At 66.5% G+C, this 15,465-nt stretch carries 15 protein-coding genes; 7 read left to right on the top strand and 8 right to left on the bottom strand.

The annotated features are described in order from the left end of the window. Window positions 1-122: 122 nt before the first annotated feature. Window positions 123-395: a hypothetical protein gene (locus FZ938_RS04275; RefSeq protein ID WP_149197380.1), complete on the top strand. Its 273-nt coding sequence runs from the start codon at window positions 123-125 to the stop codon at window positions 393-395. A 145-nt stretch (window positions 396-540) separates the two neighbouring features. On the opposite strand, the gene FZ938_RS04270 is transcribed toward FZ938_RS04275, so the two are convergent. Together FZ938_RS04270 and FZ938_RS04265 are read right to left on the bottom strand one after the other, a co-directional pair. Continuing rightward, window positions 541-831, bottom strand: a complete 291-nt coding sequence (locus FZ938_RS04270; protein ID WP_149197379.1) for a hypothetical protein — start codon at window positions 829-831, stop codon at window positions 541-543. A 90-nt stretch (window positions 832-921) separates the two neighbouring features. Further along, on the bottom strand, window positions 922-1,401 hold the full coding sequence (locus FZ938_RS04265) for a YaiI/YqxD family protein (RefSeq protein WP_149197378.1): 480 nt from the start codon (window positions 1,399-1,401) through the stop codon (window positions 922-924). A 176-nt stretch (window positions 1,402-1,577) separates the two neighbouring features. On the opposite strand from FZ938_RS04265, the gene ettA reads away from it, so the two are divergent. After that, a complete protein-coding gene (gene ettA, locus FZ938_RS04260; RefSeq protein ID WP_149197377.1) occupies window positions 1,578-3,254 on the top strand; it encodes an energy-dependent translational throttle protein EttA in 1,677 nt (558 codons plus the stop codon). Window positions 3,255-3,346: 92 nt separating this feature from the next. On the opposite strand, the gene FZ938_RS04255 is transcribed toward ettA, so the two are convergent. The 6 genes from FZ938_RS04255 to FZ938_RS04235 form a co-directional block, all read right to left on the bottom strand. Continuing rightward, window positions 3,347-4,477, bottom strand: a complete 1,131-nt coding sequence (locus tag FZ938_RS04255) for a YsnF/AvaK domain-containing protein (RefSeq protein WP_149197376.1) — start codon at window positions 4,475-4,477, stop codon at window positions 3,347-3,349. Window positions 4,478-4,482: 5 nt separating this feature from the next. Then, entirely contained in the window at window positions 4,483-4,935 is a 453-nt protein-coding gene (locus tag FZ938_RS04250) for a YsnF/AvaK domain-containing protein (protein ID WP_149197375.1), read from the bottom strand. Window positions 4,936-4,954: 19 nt separating this feature from the next. Continuing rightward, entirely contained in the window at window positions 4,955-5,092 is a 138-nt protein-coding gene (locus FZ938_RS30430) for a hypothetical protein (protein ID WP_174757320.1), read from the bottom strand. A 159-nt stretch (window positions 5,093-5,251) separates the two neighbouring features. Further along, window positions 5,252-6,754: a pentapeptide repeat-containing protein gene (locus FZ938_RS04245; RefSeq protein WP_149197374.1), complete on the bottom strand. Its 1,503-nt coding sequence runs from the start codon at window positions 6,752-6,754 to the stop codon at window positions 5,252-5,254. Window positions 6,755-6,948: 194 nt separating this feature from the next. Beyond that, window positions 6,949-7,533 carry an MlaC/ttg2D family ABC transporter substrate-binding protein gene (locus FZ938_RS04240; protein ID WP_246457508.1) on the bottom strand — a complete coding sequence of 195 codons (585 nt, stop codon included), beginning with the start codon at window positions 7,531-7,533 and terminating at the stop codon, window positions 6,949-6,951. Window positions 7,534-7,749: 216 nt separating this feature from the next. Next, on the bottom strand, window positions 7,750-8,538 hold the full coding sequence (locus FZ938_RS04235; protein ID WP_149197372.1) for an MlaA family lipoprotein: 789 nt from the start codon (window positions 8,536-8,538) through the stop codon (window positions 7,750-7,752). Between the two features lie 468 nt (window positions 8,539-9,006). Here FZ938_RS04235 and FZ938_RS04230 point away from each other — a divergent pair, with 468 nt between their 5' ends. Genes FZ938_RS04230 through metH form a run of 5 tightly spaced genes read left to right on the top strand, consistent with a single transcriptional unit; the run spans window position 9,007 to window position 15,459 of the window. Continuing rightward, entirely contained in the window at window positions 9,007-10,002 is a 996-nt protein-coding gene (locus tag FZ938_RS04230) for an ArsR/SmtB family transcription factor (RefSeq protein WP_149197371.1), read from the top strand. Further along, complete coding sequence (gene metF, locus FZ938_RS04225) at window positions 9,999-10,904, top strand: methylenetetrahydrofolate reductase [NAD(P)H] (protein ID WP_149197370.1); 906 nt, start codon at window positions 9,999-10,001, stop codon at window positions 10,902-10,904. Before FZ938_RS04230 ends, metF begins: the two co-directional genes overlap by 4 nt. A 60-nt stretch (window positions 10,905-10,964) precedes the next feature. Then, window positions 10,965-11,438, top strand: a complete 474-nt coding sequence (locus FZ938_RS04220) for a DUF29 domain-containing protein (RefSeq protein ID WP_149197369.1) — start codon at window positions 10,965-10,967, stop codon at window positions 11,436-11,438. Between the two features lie 4 nt (window positions 11,439-11,442). Beyond that, window positions 11,443-11,916 (top strand): DUF29 domain-containing protein, encoded by a 474-nt coding sequence (locus FZ938_RS04215; protein ID WP_246457506.1) that lies wholly within the window; start codon window positions 11,443-11,445, stop codon window positions 11,914-11,916. Between the two features lie 51 nt (window positions 11,917-11,967). Next, complete coding sequence (gene metH, locus FZ938_RS04210; protein ID WP_149197367.1) at window positions 11,968-15,459, top strand: methionine synthase; 3,492 nt, start codon at window positions 11,968-11,970, stop codon at window positions 15,457-15,459. Window positions 15,460-15,465: the final 6 nt, after the last annotated feature.

The raw sequence follows: 15,465 nt of genomic DNA, 5'->3' as shown, positions 1-15,465 counted from the left end.
GCCTTATTTCTTAAGGCGTAGTCTTTCCTTGTGGGACTCTGATTATCGCTCTTACCATTGGCGATGCCGACTGTCGGCGCGGCGCGACCATTCCGTCGCGCCGCCCAATGTGGAGCCTGCTCATGAAGTTCGCTGTTTCTGCTCTCTCCCTCGCAGTCCTGTCCCTCGGTATTCTGGCGGTGGGTTCGCCGGCCATGGCGGACGACAACGCCAAGTGGGTGGCCCAGTGCATGAAGGACAACGCCGACGCCAAGGTGCCGGAGGCGGTGGTTAACAAATACTGCGTCTGCATGAATGAAAAGATGGACGACAACGAAACCCGGACCATCACTCAGTGGGAAAAAGCCAATCCCCAGGCCCGCAAGGCCTGCGAGAAGGCCGCCGGCTGGGAGTAATAATTTCCCCACAGTCTATCGAGGTCGTTCGGACAGAAAAATGGCCCGCATCAGAGCTGAGGCGGGCCATTTCTTTACCAATGGGGAATTAAACCGTCGCGAATGACCGATCCTTTGAGATGAACGCTATGGTTTATGCGCTCAATCAAAGGCATTCCGCGACAGCGGCATAGGTGTATCCGTTGTTGATCGGTCCCGTGTATTTTTCCATTTTCAGCGAGTGAATTTTGATTGCCGAACTGCAGGCCTGGACGAATATTCCTTCAATTTCTTGGCGGGCCTTCGCTTCGTCCGGCGTGAACTGAATGATGCCTCTCATCCCAAACCCGGGCTTGTTGTTGGGAAGCAGTGTTGGTATGGGCTTGTTCGACACTTGGTCCACCGCACAAGCCGAGAGGAAAATCGCGGTGAGAATCATCAAGCTGATTGTGCGCATGAGCAAGGTCCTGACTATTTAAAATAGTCACTAAAACTCCACAGGGTATCGTGGGCTGTCAAGTGCTGTAGAGCCCCATTCCACTGCCCCTTACCGGAACTTCGGACGGCGCCCCGCCTTCAGCGCCTGCACCGCCTGGTCCAGCGTCTGCAGGAACTGCGACTTGTCGCGCTGGCTCATCGGCGCGTTGCCGCCGCCGACCACGCCCATGTCGCGCAAATCCTGCATCAGTGCGCGGGTGGCGAGCGCCGAGCCGACGCTGTCCGGCGTGAAGGGACGTCCGGTCGGGCCGATCACCACCGCATTGCGCTTCACGCAGCGATCGGCAAGCTGGATGTCGGCGGTCACCACGATGTCGGTCGAATCCGCATGTTCGGCGATCCAGTTGTCGGCGGCGTCGAAGCCGTCGCTGACCACCACCAGTTCCGCGATGCACTCCGTCGGCAGGCGCAAGGGCGCGTTGGCGACGATCCACACCTTGCAGCCGGTGCGGCCGGCGACCTTGTAAATCTCGGCCTTGACCGGGCAGGCGTCGGCATCGACGTAGATTTCGACTTTGGGGCTGACCAATCCTTTTCCTCCTGCCTTTTTCCCGCCGATACCGCCCGATCCCGGCGGGTCGGCTCAACAAGGTTTCATGCACGGCCCTTATGCGCTAAAACCGGACCCTAGCGACAGGGTGCCGTGGAACCGCAAGGAATGGGCGGCGCCAATTCTCACATCTTTTCGGAAGGTCGGAGCGGCGCATGGCGTCCTACCAGTATGTCTATGTCATGAAGGGCCTGAGCAAGGTCTATCCTGGCGGCAAGAAGGTTCTCGACAACATCTGGCTGTCGTTCCTGCCGGGTGTGAAGATCGGCGTGCTCGGCGTCAACGGCGCCGGTAAGTCGACCCTGATGAAGATCATGGCCGGTCTGGACAAGGACTACTCCGGCGAAGCCTGGGCGGCCGAGGGCGCCAAGGTCGGCTACCTCTCGCAGGAGCCACAGCTGGACCCGACCAAGAACGTCCAGGAAAACGTCATGGAGGCGCTGAAGGAGACGAAGGCGCTGCTCGACCGCTTCAACGAAGTGTCGAACATGATGGCCGATCCGGACGCCGATTTCGACGCGCTGCTGGCCGAACAGGGCGAGCTGCAGGAGAAGATCGACGCGGCCGACGCCTGGGACATCGACCGCACGGTCGAGATCGCCATGGACGCCCTGCGCTGCCCGCCGGGCGACGCCGACGTGACCAAGCTGTCGGGCGGTGAGCGCCGCCGCGTCGCGCTCTGCAAGCTGCTGCTGGAAAAGCCCGACCTGCTGCTGCTCGACGAGCCGACCAACCATCTCGACGCCGAATCGGTCGCCTGGCTGCAGAAGCACCTGGAGGACTACAAGGGCACCGTCGTGCTAGTCACCCACGACCGCTACTTCCTGGACAGCGTCACCGGCTGGATCCTCGAACTCGACCGTGGGTCGGGCATTCCGTGGGAAGGCAACTACTCGTCCTGGCTGGAGCAGAAGCAGAAGCGCCTGGAGCAGGAAGGCCGCCAGGAGGAAGCCCGGCAGAAGCAGCTGGCGACCGAACTGGAGTGGATTCGGCAGTCCCCGCGCGCCCGTCAGGCCAAGAGCAAGGCGCGTATCACCGCCTACGAGACGTTGCTGGCCGAAAGCGCCAAGGAGCAGGGCGGCGAGACGCGGATCGTCATTCCGGTGCCGCCGCGCCTGGGCAACGTCGTCATCGAGGCGGAGAACATCGCCAAGGGCTTCGGCGACCGCCTGCTGATCGACGGCCTGTCCTTCCGTCTGCCGCCGGGCGGCATCGTCGGCGTCATCGGCCCGAACGGCGCCGGCAAGACCACGCTGTTCCGCATGATCACCGGGCAGGATGGGCCGGACGCCGGCACCTTCCGCGTCGGCGACACGGTGAAGCTGGGCTATGTCGACCAGAGCCGCGACAGCCTGGACGCCAAGAAGACGGTGTGGGAGGAAATCTCCGACGGGCTGGATCTGGTCGAGCTTGGCAAGAAGACCATGCCCAGCCGCGCCTATGTCTCCAGCTTCAACTTCCGCGGTCCCGACCAGCAGAAGAAGGTCGGCCAGCTGTCGGGCGGTGAGCGCAACCGCGTCCACCTCGCCAAGATGCTGAAGTCCGGCGCCAACGTCCTGCTGCTCGACGAACCGACCAACGACCTGGACGTCGATACGCTGCGGGCGCTGGAAGACGCGCTGCAGGCCTTCGCCGGCTGCGCCGTGGTCATCAGCCACGATCGCTGGTTCCTCGACCGCATCGCCACCCACATCCTGGCCTTCGAGGGCGAAAGCCACGTCGAATGGTTCGAAGGCAACTTCCAGGATTACGAGGCCGACAAGAAGCGCCGCCTGGGCGCCGACGCCGACCAGCCGCACCGCATCAAGTACAAGCCGCTGGTGCGCAGCTGATTGCAGGGATGATCCTGTAGGCTGAACGAGAAAGGCCGCCCCCTCCGGCTGGAAGGGGCGGCCTTTTTCTTGCCCGTGAACGGTCGGGACGGTCAGCGGGTCACGTCGTCCGACCGGTCGGTGCGGCGGTCGGGCTGGTTCTTGTCCCGCGTGTCCTCGATTTCCACCTCGGTGCGGCGGACGGTGTCGCGAACGCTCTGGGCGCGTTCCTCGACGTCCTTGCGGACCACGACCGTCTCGCGGACATGGGCGGTCTTGCTGACCACCGCTTCCTCGTCGGTCTCCGTCACCTCGATGGTGCGCTCGCGGAAGGCGTCGGCCGGAACGTCGGCGCTGCCCCCCAATCCGCTTGAGGCCATGCCGCCGGGGCGGCGCTCGACGGTGACCGTCTCGTCGCGCAGGCGCACCTGCTCCTCCACCGGCGTCTCGACGACATAGCTGCGGACGCGGACGCCACCGCGCTCGACGGTGCGCTTGCCGATGTTCACCTGCTCCTCGACGATCGGGATCTGTTCCTCGCGTTCGGAGGTGCCGCTGCGGGTGGTTTCGGTGTTCACGTCGCGCATGGCCGCCGCGGCGCCGGTCAGGCCGGCCGTCGTGTCAGTGGTGCGGCCCGGCGAATAGCGCAGCCGCTCCTCTTCGGCCGAGCGGTCGTCATAATAGTCGGCGGTCTCGTCGTAGCCGGTCCAGCCGGACTCGCGATAGGCGCTGCCGCGCTCCTCGACATCCACCACGTTGCCGCGCTCCAGCACCTCCATGGCGCGGTCGACATCGTCCTCGTCCAACCGGACTTTCAGCAGCGAGCCGCCGCGGCGAACGCCTTCGGCATAGACCTGCGCATCCTGGTTCGGCACGCCCCAGCCGGCAAGGCGGGTCAGCATGCCGCCCGAACCGGTGCCGGTCGTGGAGCCTGTGTAGCCCGTGCTCCCCGTCGCGGTCGTGCCGGTCCCAATGCCGCTGCTCCCAATGCCGCTGCCCGGCACCGTGTTGGGCGAGGCGACGTAGCCGGTGGACAGGTCGGTGCGGGCCATGCCGCCCGCCGCGCCCAGGGAGGCGTCGCCGGTGGTGGTATCGGTCATGCCGCTGCCCCAGTTGCCGCCGATCAGGTCGCCGTGCGACAGGATTTCGATGGCGCTGGATTCGAAGCCGGCGGCCTGCAGATCGCGCGAAGCGGTTTCGGCGTCGGATCGGTGGTCATAGAGTGCGATGATGGTCTTGGTCATCGGCGTTACTCCTCGGACATGTTCTGATTGGGGGACCGGACGGGTGCGGTCGGGGCTGTGACCCGCTCCACCACCGCCTCTTCGGAACGCAGGGTGACGGGCTGCTCGACCTCGACGATCTGCCGGGATTTGCGGATGTGCAGTTCTTCACGCAGAATCAGGCGGCGCTCCACCACCAGCACCTCCTCGACCAGTGGGATCACCGTCACGTCCCCCTCCTGGCGGATGCCGGGATGGGCGTCGATCTCTCGGTCGATCGGAACGCGGGTGACCGTGGCCTCTTCGTGCTCCAGCGCTTCGCGGACCATCTCTTCGCGTTCGGACACGCGCGTGGTGACGCGGACGCGGCTTCGTTCCACCCGCTGCTTGCCGACGGTCACCGATTCGTCGTGCAGGGGAATGACCGCATCGCCCTCTTCGATGGTCCGGGCGGGAGGCGGTCCGTTTTCGGCCGTCATGGCGGCGGGTGCCGCCGGGTCAGCGGAACAGGAGATAGAGGACGATCGCGACCACGATCAGGCCGATGATGATCCACATCCAGTTCATGCCCGAACTGCCGGCTCCGGTCACGGAGTCATACACACCAACTTTCCTGGGTTTCTGTTCGTCTGCCATGGGAGCCTCCTTCGGGTGTCGACCGGCGCGGGTCGTGCCCCCATCCGGCGTGCTCCCATCAAACAGGAGGCCCTTCGGATCGTTCCCCCTATTCGTTTCGGAGAATCAACGATCCTGTGTTTTCGAATGGTTCGGCGGAAGTCGGAGTGACTGCCGGCCTCAGCCCACCATCTTCTGGTGCTCCAGGAAGGCGGTCTTCAGCAGCATCTTCAGGTCGTCGCCATACTGATGGAAGCGGACGGACAGCTGCCCGCGCTCCTCATCACGATGCAGGACGACCAGGTTGGCGACGGCGGCCACCTCCTGCCGGTCGGCAAGAACGACGCGGGCCTGGAAGGTCTGGCCGCGCTGGTAGGGCTGGTTGACCGCCAGCAGGCACAAGCCCCCCACCGACCAGTTGCGGGCGGGGAAGCTGCCATGGTCGGTGTGGACGACCATGCCGGGCCGGACGAAACGCTTCTGCCGCCGCCGCTCCTCCGGTGGGGGAGGGGGGAAGGGGCTGGATGCGCCGGCGATGTCGATGCCGGAGCGGTCGGTCAGGGCATTCTTGAACACGGCACCGCGCACGATCGCCGGACCCATGGTGGAGTCGCGCAGGTCGGAGTCGGAGAAGTCGGCGCCTTCGAAATTGGCCGGCCAGTCGCGGCCGCCGGCCAGCGGCACCGGGCGGGCGTCCACCCCGGTCATCAACGTGTGTGCCAGATAGGCGCGGCGCAAGGTGGCTCCGCGCAGCACGGCGTCGCGCAGGTCGGCCTCGTCCAGGTCGATGTAGGACAGCTCCGCCATTTCCAGGCTGGCCTTGGTCAGGCGGGCGCCCGGCAGGCGGCAGCGGCGCAGCCGGGCCGCCGCCAGCGTCCGCCCATGCAGGTCCGCCCCGGCCACCGACACGAGGTCGAGGTCGAGCCGCGCCCCCTCCGCGCCGCCGCTGTCGACCCAGCGTTCGTGCCGCTCCACCAGTTCCAGGAACTCGGCGACCGGCATCGCGGTGTAGCTGGGCCGGACGATGGCGTCGGGGGGCAGGGCGAAGGGGATGAAGGTGCGGGTCAGGGTGGCATGGTCCATCACCGTGTTGCCGAACACGGCCCCGTCCAGGTTGGCGCCGCAGAAATCGGTGCCCATCAGCACGGCCGAGGTCAGCTCCGCCCCGGTCAGGTCGGCATCGTTCAGGTCGGCGCCGGTTAGGTCACAGCCGGAGAAATTGGCGCCGGCCAGGATCGACCGCTCCATCTTCGCCTCGGTCAGCCGGGTGGTGCCGGTGCCGCGGGCGGCCTTCGGCCCGCCATCCTGAACACCGCCGCTGTCCACCAGCTCGCCCGCGCGGAAATCGGCGCCGCGCAGGTTGGCGTCGGTCAGCAGCGCGCGGTGCAGGTTGGCTCCGCGCAGATCGGCGCCGGTCAGGATGGCGCCGGTCAGGTTCACCGCCTCCATATCGGCGCCGAACAGATCGGCCTGCGACAGGTCGGCCTTCACCATCCGGGTATTGCCGAGGTTGGCGCCGGCCAGCTTGGCGCCGGCCAGTGACACGCGCTCCAGGTTCAGCCGCGACAGATCGCGGAAACTGAGATCGGCGCGCCGGCCGCTGGACGGACGCTTTAGCCACGCCTGATGCGCCTGGATGATCGTCCGGAGTTCGTCGATCTCTTTCGGATCGCGTTCGGCCATGGCGTCGGGTTCCCGGATCCACCGTATGACGAAAGACAGCAGCGTCGGTGCAACGATAGCCCGTTCGGGCAGGCGCGTCACGGATTCTGAACGTCCGGCCAATGTCGGCACCGGCAATCCGGACAAGAAAAAGGCCGCGTCCCCTCGGGGAAAGCGGCCTTTCACGGATTGTTGTCTGCCTTGCCGCCCGGCTGTCAGCCGGCGCGGCCAACCTTCTGGCGCAACGCCTGGATCAAGCCATCGACGCGGCCGCCATTCTGTTCGATGACGGAGGCGAATTCCTGCCGCTGGGTCACGCCCATGCTGACATTCTCCACCACCACGTCGATGATCTTGTAGTCGGCGCCGACCTTGCGGACGCGCCAGCTGACATTCACCGGCGGGCCGTTGGGGCGGACGATCTGCGTCGTCACCATGCTGTCCGATTCACCGGCCGGGGCGACGCCGGTGATCTTGAAGGTCTCGCCCGAATATTCGACGAAACGCTCGGCATAGGTGTTGACGATCAGCTGTTCGAACAGCTTCTGGTACTCGGTCCGCTGCGCCTCGTTGGCGTTGTTCCAGTAGCGGCCCAGCACCCAGCGCCCGATGTACGGCACGTCGAAGCCGGCGTACAGCAGCTTGCGGAAGCGCTGGATCGCCTGATCGCGCGACAGGCTCTTGTCCGAGAAGGTTGCGATGGCGTCGTTCCCCAATTTCTGGATGAACGAGGCTGCCCCCTGGTCCGCGCTCTGCGCTGCGGCGGGGGAGATGAGAGTGTGGCCGGCCCAACCGCTCACCGCGAGCAGGGCAGCGCACGCGACAAACTGGCGGCGTGTCAGCATGATAGGGCGAAAAGTGGCTGTTGCGGCGACTTTGTCAACGGTCATCTGGCCTTTGGCGGCATCTGAACGCTTTTGGGGCGGCCTCTGCCGGTCGGCTGCCCGCGTCCGCGGGACCGGCCGCCGCTCCCGACCTGACGGACAGGGCACGGCGGTTCCGGCGCGACCGAAGCCTCAGGGCTTCGGCTGCTGAGTGGAGAAGTCCGGGAATTCCGGCGTGGCCGGCGCCTTGTTGTTGTTGATCGCCGCGCGGCGCTGCTGCTGGTACAGGCTGCGCACGGTGGCGTAGAAGTCCAGCGAGTTGCGGCGCAGGTCGTCGACCTCCTTCAGCACCTCCGACCGGCGGTCGATGGCGCTGACGATGCCGCGGGTCATGTAGGCGCCCTTGTGATCGGTGCCGTAGGCCCAGATGCGGACCGGGTCGCCGACGGTGTCGACGGCATAGCCAGCGGTGTCGCGCAGGTTCGACGGGCCGAGCAGCGGCAGGACCAGATACGGGCCGTCGCCCACGCCCCATACCGCCAGGGTCTGGCCGAAATCCTCCGGCGCATGCGGGATGCCGGCCTGGGTGGCGACGTCGGCGAGACCGCCCACGCCCAGGATGGTGTTGGTCATGAAGCGGCCGGTGGCGTTCGTCGCCCCTTCGACATTGCCCTGCAGCAGGTTGTTGGCGATGTAGAGCGGCGCCATCAGGTTGTCGATGAAGTTGTGGATCGCGTCGCGAACCGGATCGGGCACGATGCCCACATAGACCTCCGCCGCCGGGCGGATCACCAGGACGTCGGCCGCCTCGTTGGCGGCGAAGACGAAGCGGTTGGGGATTTCCAGCGGATCGCTGACCTGGTAGGCCGCATCCGAAGCACCCGAGTCGCCCGGATTGGTCGCGCAGGCGGTGGCCGTCAGGGCGAAGGCCAGGACGGTGGCCGAACGGAGGAGGGAGCGGGAAAGGCTGGCCAGCTTCATGTGCGACGGCTCTTTATCTGTGGGCTCGACTCAGGTGCGGGGCGTCGCATGTCCTGTCCACAACCGAAGACTCCGGTGGCCGAAGTCCTCAACCCTGGCAAGGTGGCTACGCGGTCGGGGGGAAGATTGGGCGAGATATCGCAGAATTTCCACCGTTTCCTGACCTAACACAGGCTTGGCCCTTTGACCAGCATGCGCGGGCCTGATCTCCGGAACGGCGCGACGATTGTGGCGGCTTTGCCGCAGAACCGCGGGAAAGTTTGCGCAGGCTCGGTTCGGACCGCGGAACTGCGCAGTGGAAGCGGCCCGGCGAGGCCGTTTCGCGGCCATTGCCGCTGCCGTTCGCGAAAAGCGGTTTACGACGCATAAAGATATCTTTATATCTGTATCAGGAGCGGCCGGGCATGGTGCATCGGCTGGCCACCACCCTCTCTGGCCCTTCCCCTGGCCCGAATCGGACGTGAGGCGATGGACGATCTGCTTGCGACGCTGAAGGCGGCGGCCGAAACGACCAGGCTCAGGCTGCTCGCGCTCTGCGCGCATGGCGAACTGACGGTGACGGAGCTGACCCAGATCCTGGGGCAGAGCCAGCCGCGCGTCTCGCGCCATCTGAAGCTTCTGTGCGACGCCGGCCTGCTCGACCGTTTCCGCGAGGGCACCTTCGCCTTCTACCGCCTCGCCGAGAAGGGGCAGTCGGCCGAGCTGGCGCGGGTGCTGGTCGCCGCCATCCCCGCGGACGATCCCACCCTGATCCTGGATCTGGAGCGGCTGGACGCCATCAAGCGCGCCCGGTCGGAGACCGCCGCCGCCTATTTCCGTGAGAATGCCGCGCGCTGGCACGAAATCCGCTCCCTTCACGTTGCGGAAGGCGAGGTCGAGGCCGCTCTGCTGCGCCTGTTCCCGAAGGAGGGGGTGGAGGAGCTGCTTGATATCGGCACCGGCACCGGAAGGATGCTGGAGGTGCTGGCCAGGCGCGTCCATCGCGCGATCGGGGTAGACCAGTCGCGCGAAATGCTGGCCGTCGCCCGCAACCGGCTGGAGGAGGCGGGCTTGCGCCACTGCCACGTCCGTCAGGCCGACATGTACCAGCTGCCGTTCCCCTCCGGCTCCTTCGACGCCGCGGTGATCCATCAGGTGCTGCATTACACCGAATCGCCGGCCGGCGTCCTGGCCGAGGCGGCGCGGGTCCTGCGCCCCGGCGGCCTGCTGCTGGTCGTCGATTTCGCCCCCCATCATCTGGAAGCCCTGCGCGAGGAGCATGCGCACCGCCGCCTGGGCTTCTCGGACGCCGAGGTCGCCGGCTGGTGCCACCAGTCCGGCCTGGACTGCGGTCCGGTGGTGCATCTGTCGGGCGACCCCCTCACCGTTTCGATCTGGCCGGCCACCCGTCTTGCGGCCGGTGTCCAGATTTCGTCCCCGCAAATCCAAAAGCCCGCCCACTCGCTCAGCGGAGTCCCGTCATGACCGCGCCCATTTCTTCGCTGCCCTCCATCAGCTTCGAGTTCTTCCCGCCCAAGTCGGAGAAGATGGAGCAGAGCCTGTGGCAGTCGATCCGGCGGCTGGCCCCGCTGTCGCCCAGCTTCGTGTCGGTGACCTACGGCGCCGGCGGCTCGACCCGCGAGCGCACCCACGCCACCGTCTGCCGCATCCAGGCGGAGACCGGCATCCCGGCCGCCGCCCACTTCACCTGCGTCGGCGCCACCCGCGACGAGATCGACGCCATCGCCCGCACCTATTGGGACGCCGGCATCCGCCATCTGGTGGCCCTGCGCGGCGACCCGCCGGAGACCGCCGGCGGTGTCGGCGGCCGGTACGAGCCGTTTCCCGGCGGCTATGCCTATGCCGCCGATCTGGTCGCGGGGATGAAGCGCATCGCCGACTTCGAGATTTCGGTCGCCGCCTATCCGGAATCCCATCCCGAGGCGCCGAGCGCCCAGTTCGACCTCGACAACCTGAAGCGCAAGGTCGATGCCGGCGCCACCCGCGCCATCACCCAGTTCTTCTTCGACAACGACGCCTATTTCCGTTTCCTCGACCGCTGTGCGGCCGCCGGCATCCATGTGCCGATCGTCCCCGGCATCCTGCCGATCACCAACTTCGCCCGCGCGGTGGAGTTCGCCGGCAAGTGCGGCGCTTCGATGCCGGCGAAGCTGGCCGAGACCTTCGAGGGCCTGGACGACGACCCGGAGACCCGCCAGCTCGTCGCCGCGACGGTGGCGGCGGAGCAGTGCCAGGCGTTGCAGGCGCAGGGCGTGAACGACTTCCACTTCTACACGCTGAACCGGTCGGACCTGACCATCGCCATCTGCCGCATGCTGGGCGTGAAGGCCAAGGCCGCGCCCGCCGCCGCAGCGGTGGCGGGGTAGGGCACCGGACGCCGCCCTGTGCTATGCTGGGGCGGCGAATTATCGCGGAAGGTCGATGCCATGGACAGCCGGATCGGACACGACACGGACTTCTACGCCTGGACCCAGGAACAGGCGCGGCTGCTGCGCGAAGCGGCGACCGAGCGCTCCAACTCGCCCATCGACTGGGAGCACATCGCCGAGGAACTCGATATCATGGGCGGTCAGGTCAAGGACGCGATCCGCAGCCATTTGGCGACGGTGATCGAGCATCTTCTGAAGATGGAGCATTCGCGCGATCCCTATCCGCGCCGGAAGTGGCGGTTCTCCGCGACCAAGGCCCGCCGCCATCTGCAGGACAAGCTGGAGGAGTATCCGAGCCTGCAGCGCTGGCCCGCCGAAATCCTGGAGAAGGCGTGGTTGGACGGCCGCGACGACGCCTGCCAGGACGACGGCATCGCCATTGACGTGCTGCCGAAGGAATGCCCCTACGCCTTGGAGGACCTGCGAAATCCCGACTGGTGGCCGATGAACCGCCATGGGCTGGAGGGCTGACGCCATGGACAGCCGGATCGGATACGACACCGACTTCCTCGCCTGGACCGAGGAACAGGCGCGCCTGCTCCGTGAAGCCTCGCGGGAGCGCATCAACACGCCCATCGATTGGGAGAATGTCGCTGAGGAGATCGAGAGCATGGGCCGGTCGGAGTTGCGCGCGGTTGAAAGCGCGCTGGTCCGTGTGATCGAGCATCTGCTGAAGCTGGAGCACTCTCCCGCAGCCGATCCGCGCGACGGATGGAAAGCGTCGGTGATCGAGCATCGCGGCCGGATCAGGCGCGACCTCAAGGCCAGCCCGAGCTTGCGTGGCAAGATCGACCTGCCGGACATCTTCGAAACCGCTCAGCCGGTAGCGGCTCACGGATTGGGGCGCGATGGTGAGGCCGCCGGAGCGCTCCCCATCGAATGCCCGTACTCTCTCGACCAGCTTCTCGACACCGGCTGGTGGCCCACCAACCGCCACGGCCTCACCTGACCACACTGCTTCTGCCCCGACCCCGCCAAATAACGGACAAGACGCATTCCCATGCCCCACATCCTCGACACCCTGCGTGACCGCGTTCTGCTTTGCGACGGCGGGTTCGGCAGCCGCATCCAGGCGCTCGACCTCGACGTCGAGAAGGATTACTGGGGGCACGAGAACTGCACCGACATCCTGCCCCTGTCGCGACCGGACATCGTCCGCGATATCCATCGCGGCTATTTCGAAGCCGGCGCCGACATGGTGGAGACCGACACCTTCGGCGCCTCGCCGGTGACGCTGGGCGAGTTCGGCATCTCCGAGAAGGCCTTCGAGATCAACCAGCGCGCCGTCGAACTGGCGCGCGAGGCGGCGGAAAGCTTCAAGGACGGCCAGCCGCGCTTCGTCATCGGCTCGATCGGGCCGGGCACCAAGCTGCCCAGCCTGGGCCACATCGCCTATCAGCCGGCTGAAGACAGCTTCTATGTCCAGGCCGCCGGTCTGATCGCCGGCGGGGCCGACGCCATCCTGGTCGAGACCTGCCAGGATCCCTTGCAGATCAAGGCCGCCGTCAACGGCATCAAGCGCGCGCGGGCAGAGGCCAAGTCCGACACTCCGGTCTTCGTCCAGGTGACGGTGGAGACCACCGGCACGCTGCTGGTCGGCACCGACATCGCCGCCGCCGCCACCGTCATCCAGGCGCTGGACGTGCCGCTGATGGGCCTGAACTGCGCAACCGGCCCGCTGGAGATGAGCGAGCATGTGCGCTGGCTGTCGCAGAACTGGCCGGGCCTGATCTCGGTCCAGCCGAACGCCGGCCTGCCCGAACTGGTGGACGGCAAGACGCATTACCCGCTGCGCGCCGACGACTTCGCCCATTGGCTGGAGCGTTTTGTGTCGGAGGACGGGGTGAACCTCGTCGGCGGCTGCTGCGGCACCAACGTGCCCCACATCGCCGCGGCGAACCAGATGCTGCGCAAGCTGGCCCCGGCCGGCTCGCACCGCCCGGCGCCGAAGGGCCGCACCGTCCATTGGGTGCCGGCGGTGGCCTCGCTCTACTCCCAGGTCACGCTGCGCCAGGAGAACGCCTTCTTCGCCATCGGCGAGCGCTGCAACGCCAACGGCTCCAAGAAGTGGCGCGAGCTGCAGGAGAAGAACGACTGGGACGGCTGCGTCGAGATGGCGCGCGAGCAGGTGAAGGAGGGCAGCCATTCGCTGGACGTCTGCACCGCCTTCGTCGGTCGCGACGAGGTGGCGGAGATGAACGCGGTGATCTCCCGATTCTCCGGATCGGTGACGGCGCCGCTGGTGATCGATTCGACCGAGTACAAGGTTCTGGAACAGGCGCTGGCGCTCTATGGCGGCAAGGCGATCCTCAACTCCATCAACTTCGAGGATGGCGAGGAGCCGGCAAGGCTGCGTCTGGCGCTCGCCAAGAAGTTCGGCGCCGCCGTCATCGCCCTGACCATCGATGAAGAGGGCATGGCGAAGACGCCGGACCGCAAGCTGGAAATCGCCAAGCGGCTCTATGATCTGGCGGTGAACGAGTACGGCCTCGCCCCGTCCGACCTGCTGTTCGACCCGCTGACCTTCACCATCGCCACCGGCAACGAGGACGACCGCAAGCTCGCCATCTGGACGTTGGAGGGCATCGAGGCCATCGCCCGCGAGATGCCCGGCTGCCAGATCATCCTGGGCCTGTCCAACGTCTCCTTCGGCCTGAACGCCGCGGCGCGCCATGTGCTGAACTCGGTCTTCCTCGACCATGCGGTGAAGAAGGGGATGACGGGCGCCATCGTCCATGTCTCCAAGATCCTGCCGCTGCACCAGATCCCCGAGAAGGAGGTCAAGACCGCCGAGGATCTGATCTTCGACCGCCGCGCCGAGGGTTACGACCCGCTCCAGGCCTTCATCGCCCTGTTCGAGGGCCGCAAGGCCGCCGACGCCAAGAAGAAGGCCCGCGCCGAGACGGTCGAAGAGCGGCTGAAGGAGCGCATCGTCGACGGCGACCGCACCGGTCTTGAGGACGACCTGGCCGAGGCGATGAAGACCCATCCGCCGCTGGAGATCATCAACACCTACCTGCTCGACGGCATGAAGGTGGTGGGCGAGCTGTTCGGCGCCGGCAAGATGCAGCTTCCCTTCGTGCTGCAGTCCGCCGAGACGATGAAGGCCGCCGTGGCGTGGCTGGAGCCGCACATGGAGAAGGTGGAGGGCCAGCAGAAGGGCACGCTGGTGCTCGCCACCGTGAAGGGCGACGTCCACGACATCGGCAAGAACCTCGTCGACATCATCCTGACCAACAACGGCTACAAGGTCGTCAACCTCGGCATCAAGCAACCGGTCACCGCCATCATCCAGGCAGCCAAGGAGCACAAGGCGACCGCCATCGGCATGTCCGGCCTGCTGGTGAAGTCCACCGTGGTGATGCGCGAGAACCTGGAGGAGATGACCCGCGAGGGGCTGGAGGTGCCGGTCCTGCTCGGCGGCGCCGCCCTGACCCGCGCCTATGTCGAGGGCGACTGCGTGGCCTCCTACGGCTCCGGTCGGGTCGCCTATGCCGGCGATGCCTTCGACGGGCTGACCCTGATGGACAAGGTGGTGGAGGGCAGCTTCGACCAGCAGCTCGCCATCCAGCAGGCCAAGCGCGCCGGCAAGGCGACCAACCGCCGCCGGGTCCTGGGGCAGGCGACCAGCGCCGCCACCGGCCCGGTGGACAAGGACGCCGTCCGCGCCCGCCGTCACCGGCTGGCCGAGGGCGTGCCGGTGCCGACCCCGCCCTTCTGGGGGCCGAAGCTGATCGACCATGTGCCGCTGAAGACGCTGGTCACCTATCTGAACGAGCGGATGCTCTACCAGCTGCAATGGGGCTACCGGAAGGACGGCAAGTCCTTCGAGGAATTCAAGGAGTGGTCGAAGAAGGAGCTGCGGCCGGTGCTCGACCGCATCCTCCAGATCGCGGCGAAAGAGGAAATCCTGCGCCCGACCGCCGTCTACGGCTATTGGAAGGCGGCGGCCGACGGCAACGACGTCATCCTGTTCGAGGAGGACGGGACCACCGAGGCCGCCCGCTTCTCGCTGCCGCGTCAGGCCAAGGAGGATGGCGAGTGCATCGCCGACTTCCTGCGCGACGTGACCGATCCTGAGCGCGACGTGATCGGCCTGCAGGTCGTCACCATGGGCCAGCATTGCGCCGAGGTGGCGCGCGAATGGTTCGCGGAGAACCGCTATCAGGATTATCTCTACCTGCACGGCCTGTCGGTGGAGATGACCGAGGCGATGGCGGAATATGTCCACGCCCGCATCCGTGCGGAACTGGGCTACGGCGCCGAGGACAGCCGCGACAAGGAGAAGCTGCTGCAGCAGTCCTACCGCGGCAGCCGCTACAGCTTCGGCTATCCCGCCTGCCCGAACCTGAAGGACCAGGAACAGCTGCTGAAGCTGCTCGATGCCGGCCGCATCGGCATCGAGATGTCGGACGAGGACCAACTGCATCCGGAGCAGAGCACGTCCGCCATCGTCCTGCACCACCCGCGGGCCAAGTACTTCTCGGTGTGACGCCCA

Source organism: Azospirillum oryzae (assembly GCF_008364795.1).
GTDB classification, from domain to species: domain Bacteria; phylum Pseudomonadota; class Alphaproteobacteria; order Azospirillales; family Azospirillaceae; genus Azospirillum; species Azospirillum oryzae.
This window is presented reverse-complemented; position numbering and strand designations above follow the sequence as displayed.

Bases quoted from the DNA above. Each gene is read 5' to 3' on its own strand.
- FZ938_RS04245 (WP_149197374.1), bottom strand. From the start codon at position 6,754: ATGGCCGAACGCGATCCGAAAGAGATCGACGAACTCCGGACGATCATC.
- metH (WP_149197367.1), top strand. From the start codon at position 11,968: ATGCCCCACATCCTCGACACCCTGCGTGACCGCGTTCTGCTTTGCGAC.
- FZ938_RS04275 (WP_149197380.1), top strand. From the start codon at position 123: ATGAAGTTCGCTGTTTCTGCTCTCTCCCTCGCAGTCCTGTCCCTCGGT.
- FZ938_RS30430 (WP_174757320.1), bottom strand. From the start codon at position 5,092: ATGGCAGACGAACAGAAACCCAGGAAAGTTGGTGTGTATGACTCCGTG.
- FZ938_RS04230 (WP_149197371.1), top strand. From the start codon at position 9,007: ATGGACGATCTGCTTGCGACGCTGAAGGCGGCGGCCGAAACGACCAGG.
- FZ938_RS04250 (WP_149197375.1), bottom strand. From the start codon at position 4,935: ATGACGGCCGAAAACGGACCGCCTCCCGCCCGGACCATCGAAGAGGGC.
- FZ938_RS04270 (WP_149197379.1), bottom strand. From the start codon at position 831: ATGCGCACAATCAGCTTGATGATTCTCACCGCGATTTTCCTCTCGGCT.
- FZ938_RS04255 (WP_149197376.1), bottom strand. From the start codon at position 4,477: ATGACCAAGACCATCATCGCACTCTATGACCACCGATCCGACGCCGAA.
- FZ938_RS04215 (WP_246457506.1), top strand. From the start codon at position 11,443: ATGGACAGCCGGATCGGATACGACACCGACTTCCTCGCCTGGACCGAG.
- FZ938_RS04220 (WP_149197369.1), top strand. From the start codon at position 10,965: ATGGACAGCCGGATCGGACACGACACGGACTTCTACGCCTGGACCCAG.
- ettA (WP_149197377.1), top strand. From the start codon at position 1,578: ATGGCGTCCTACCAGTATGTCTATGTCATGAAGGGCCTGAGCAAGGTC.
- FZ938_RS04235 (WP_149197372.1), bottom strand. From the start codon at position 8,538: ATGAAGCTGGCCAGCCTTTCCCGCTCCCTCCTCCGTTCGGCCACCGTC.
- metF (WP_149197370.1), top strand. From the start codon at position 9,999: ATGACCGCGCCCATTTCTTCGCTGCCCTCCATCAGCTTCGAGTTCTTC.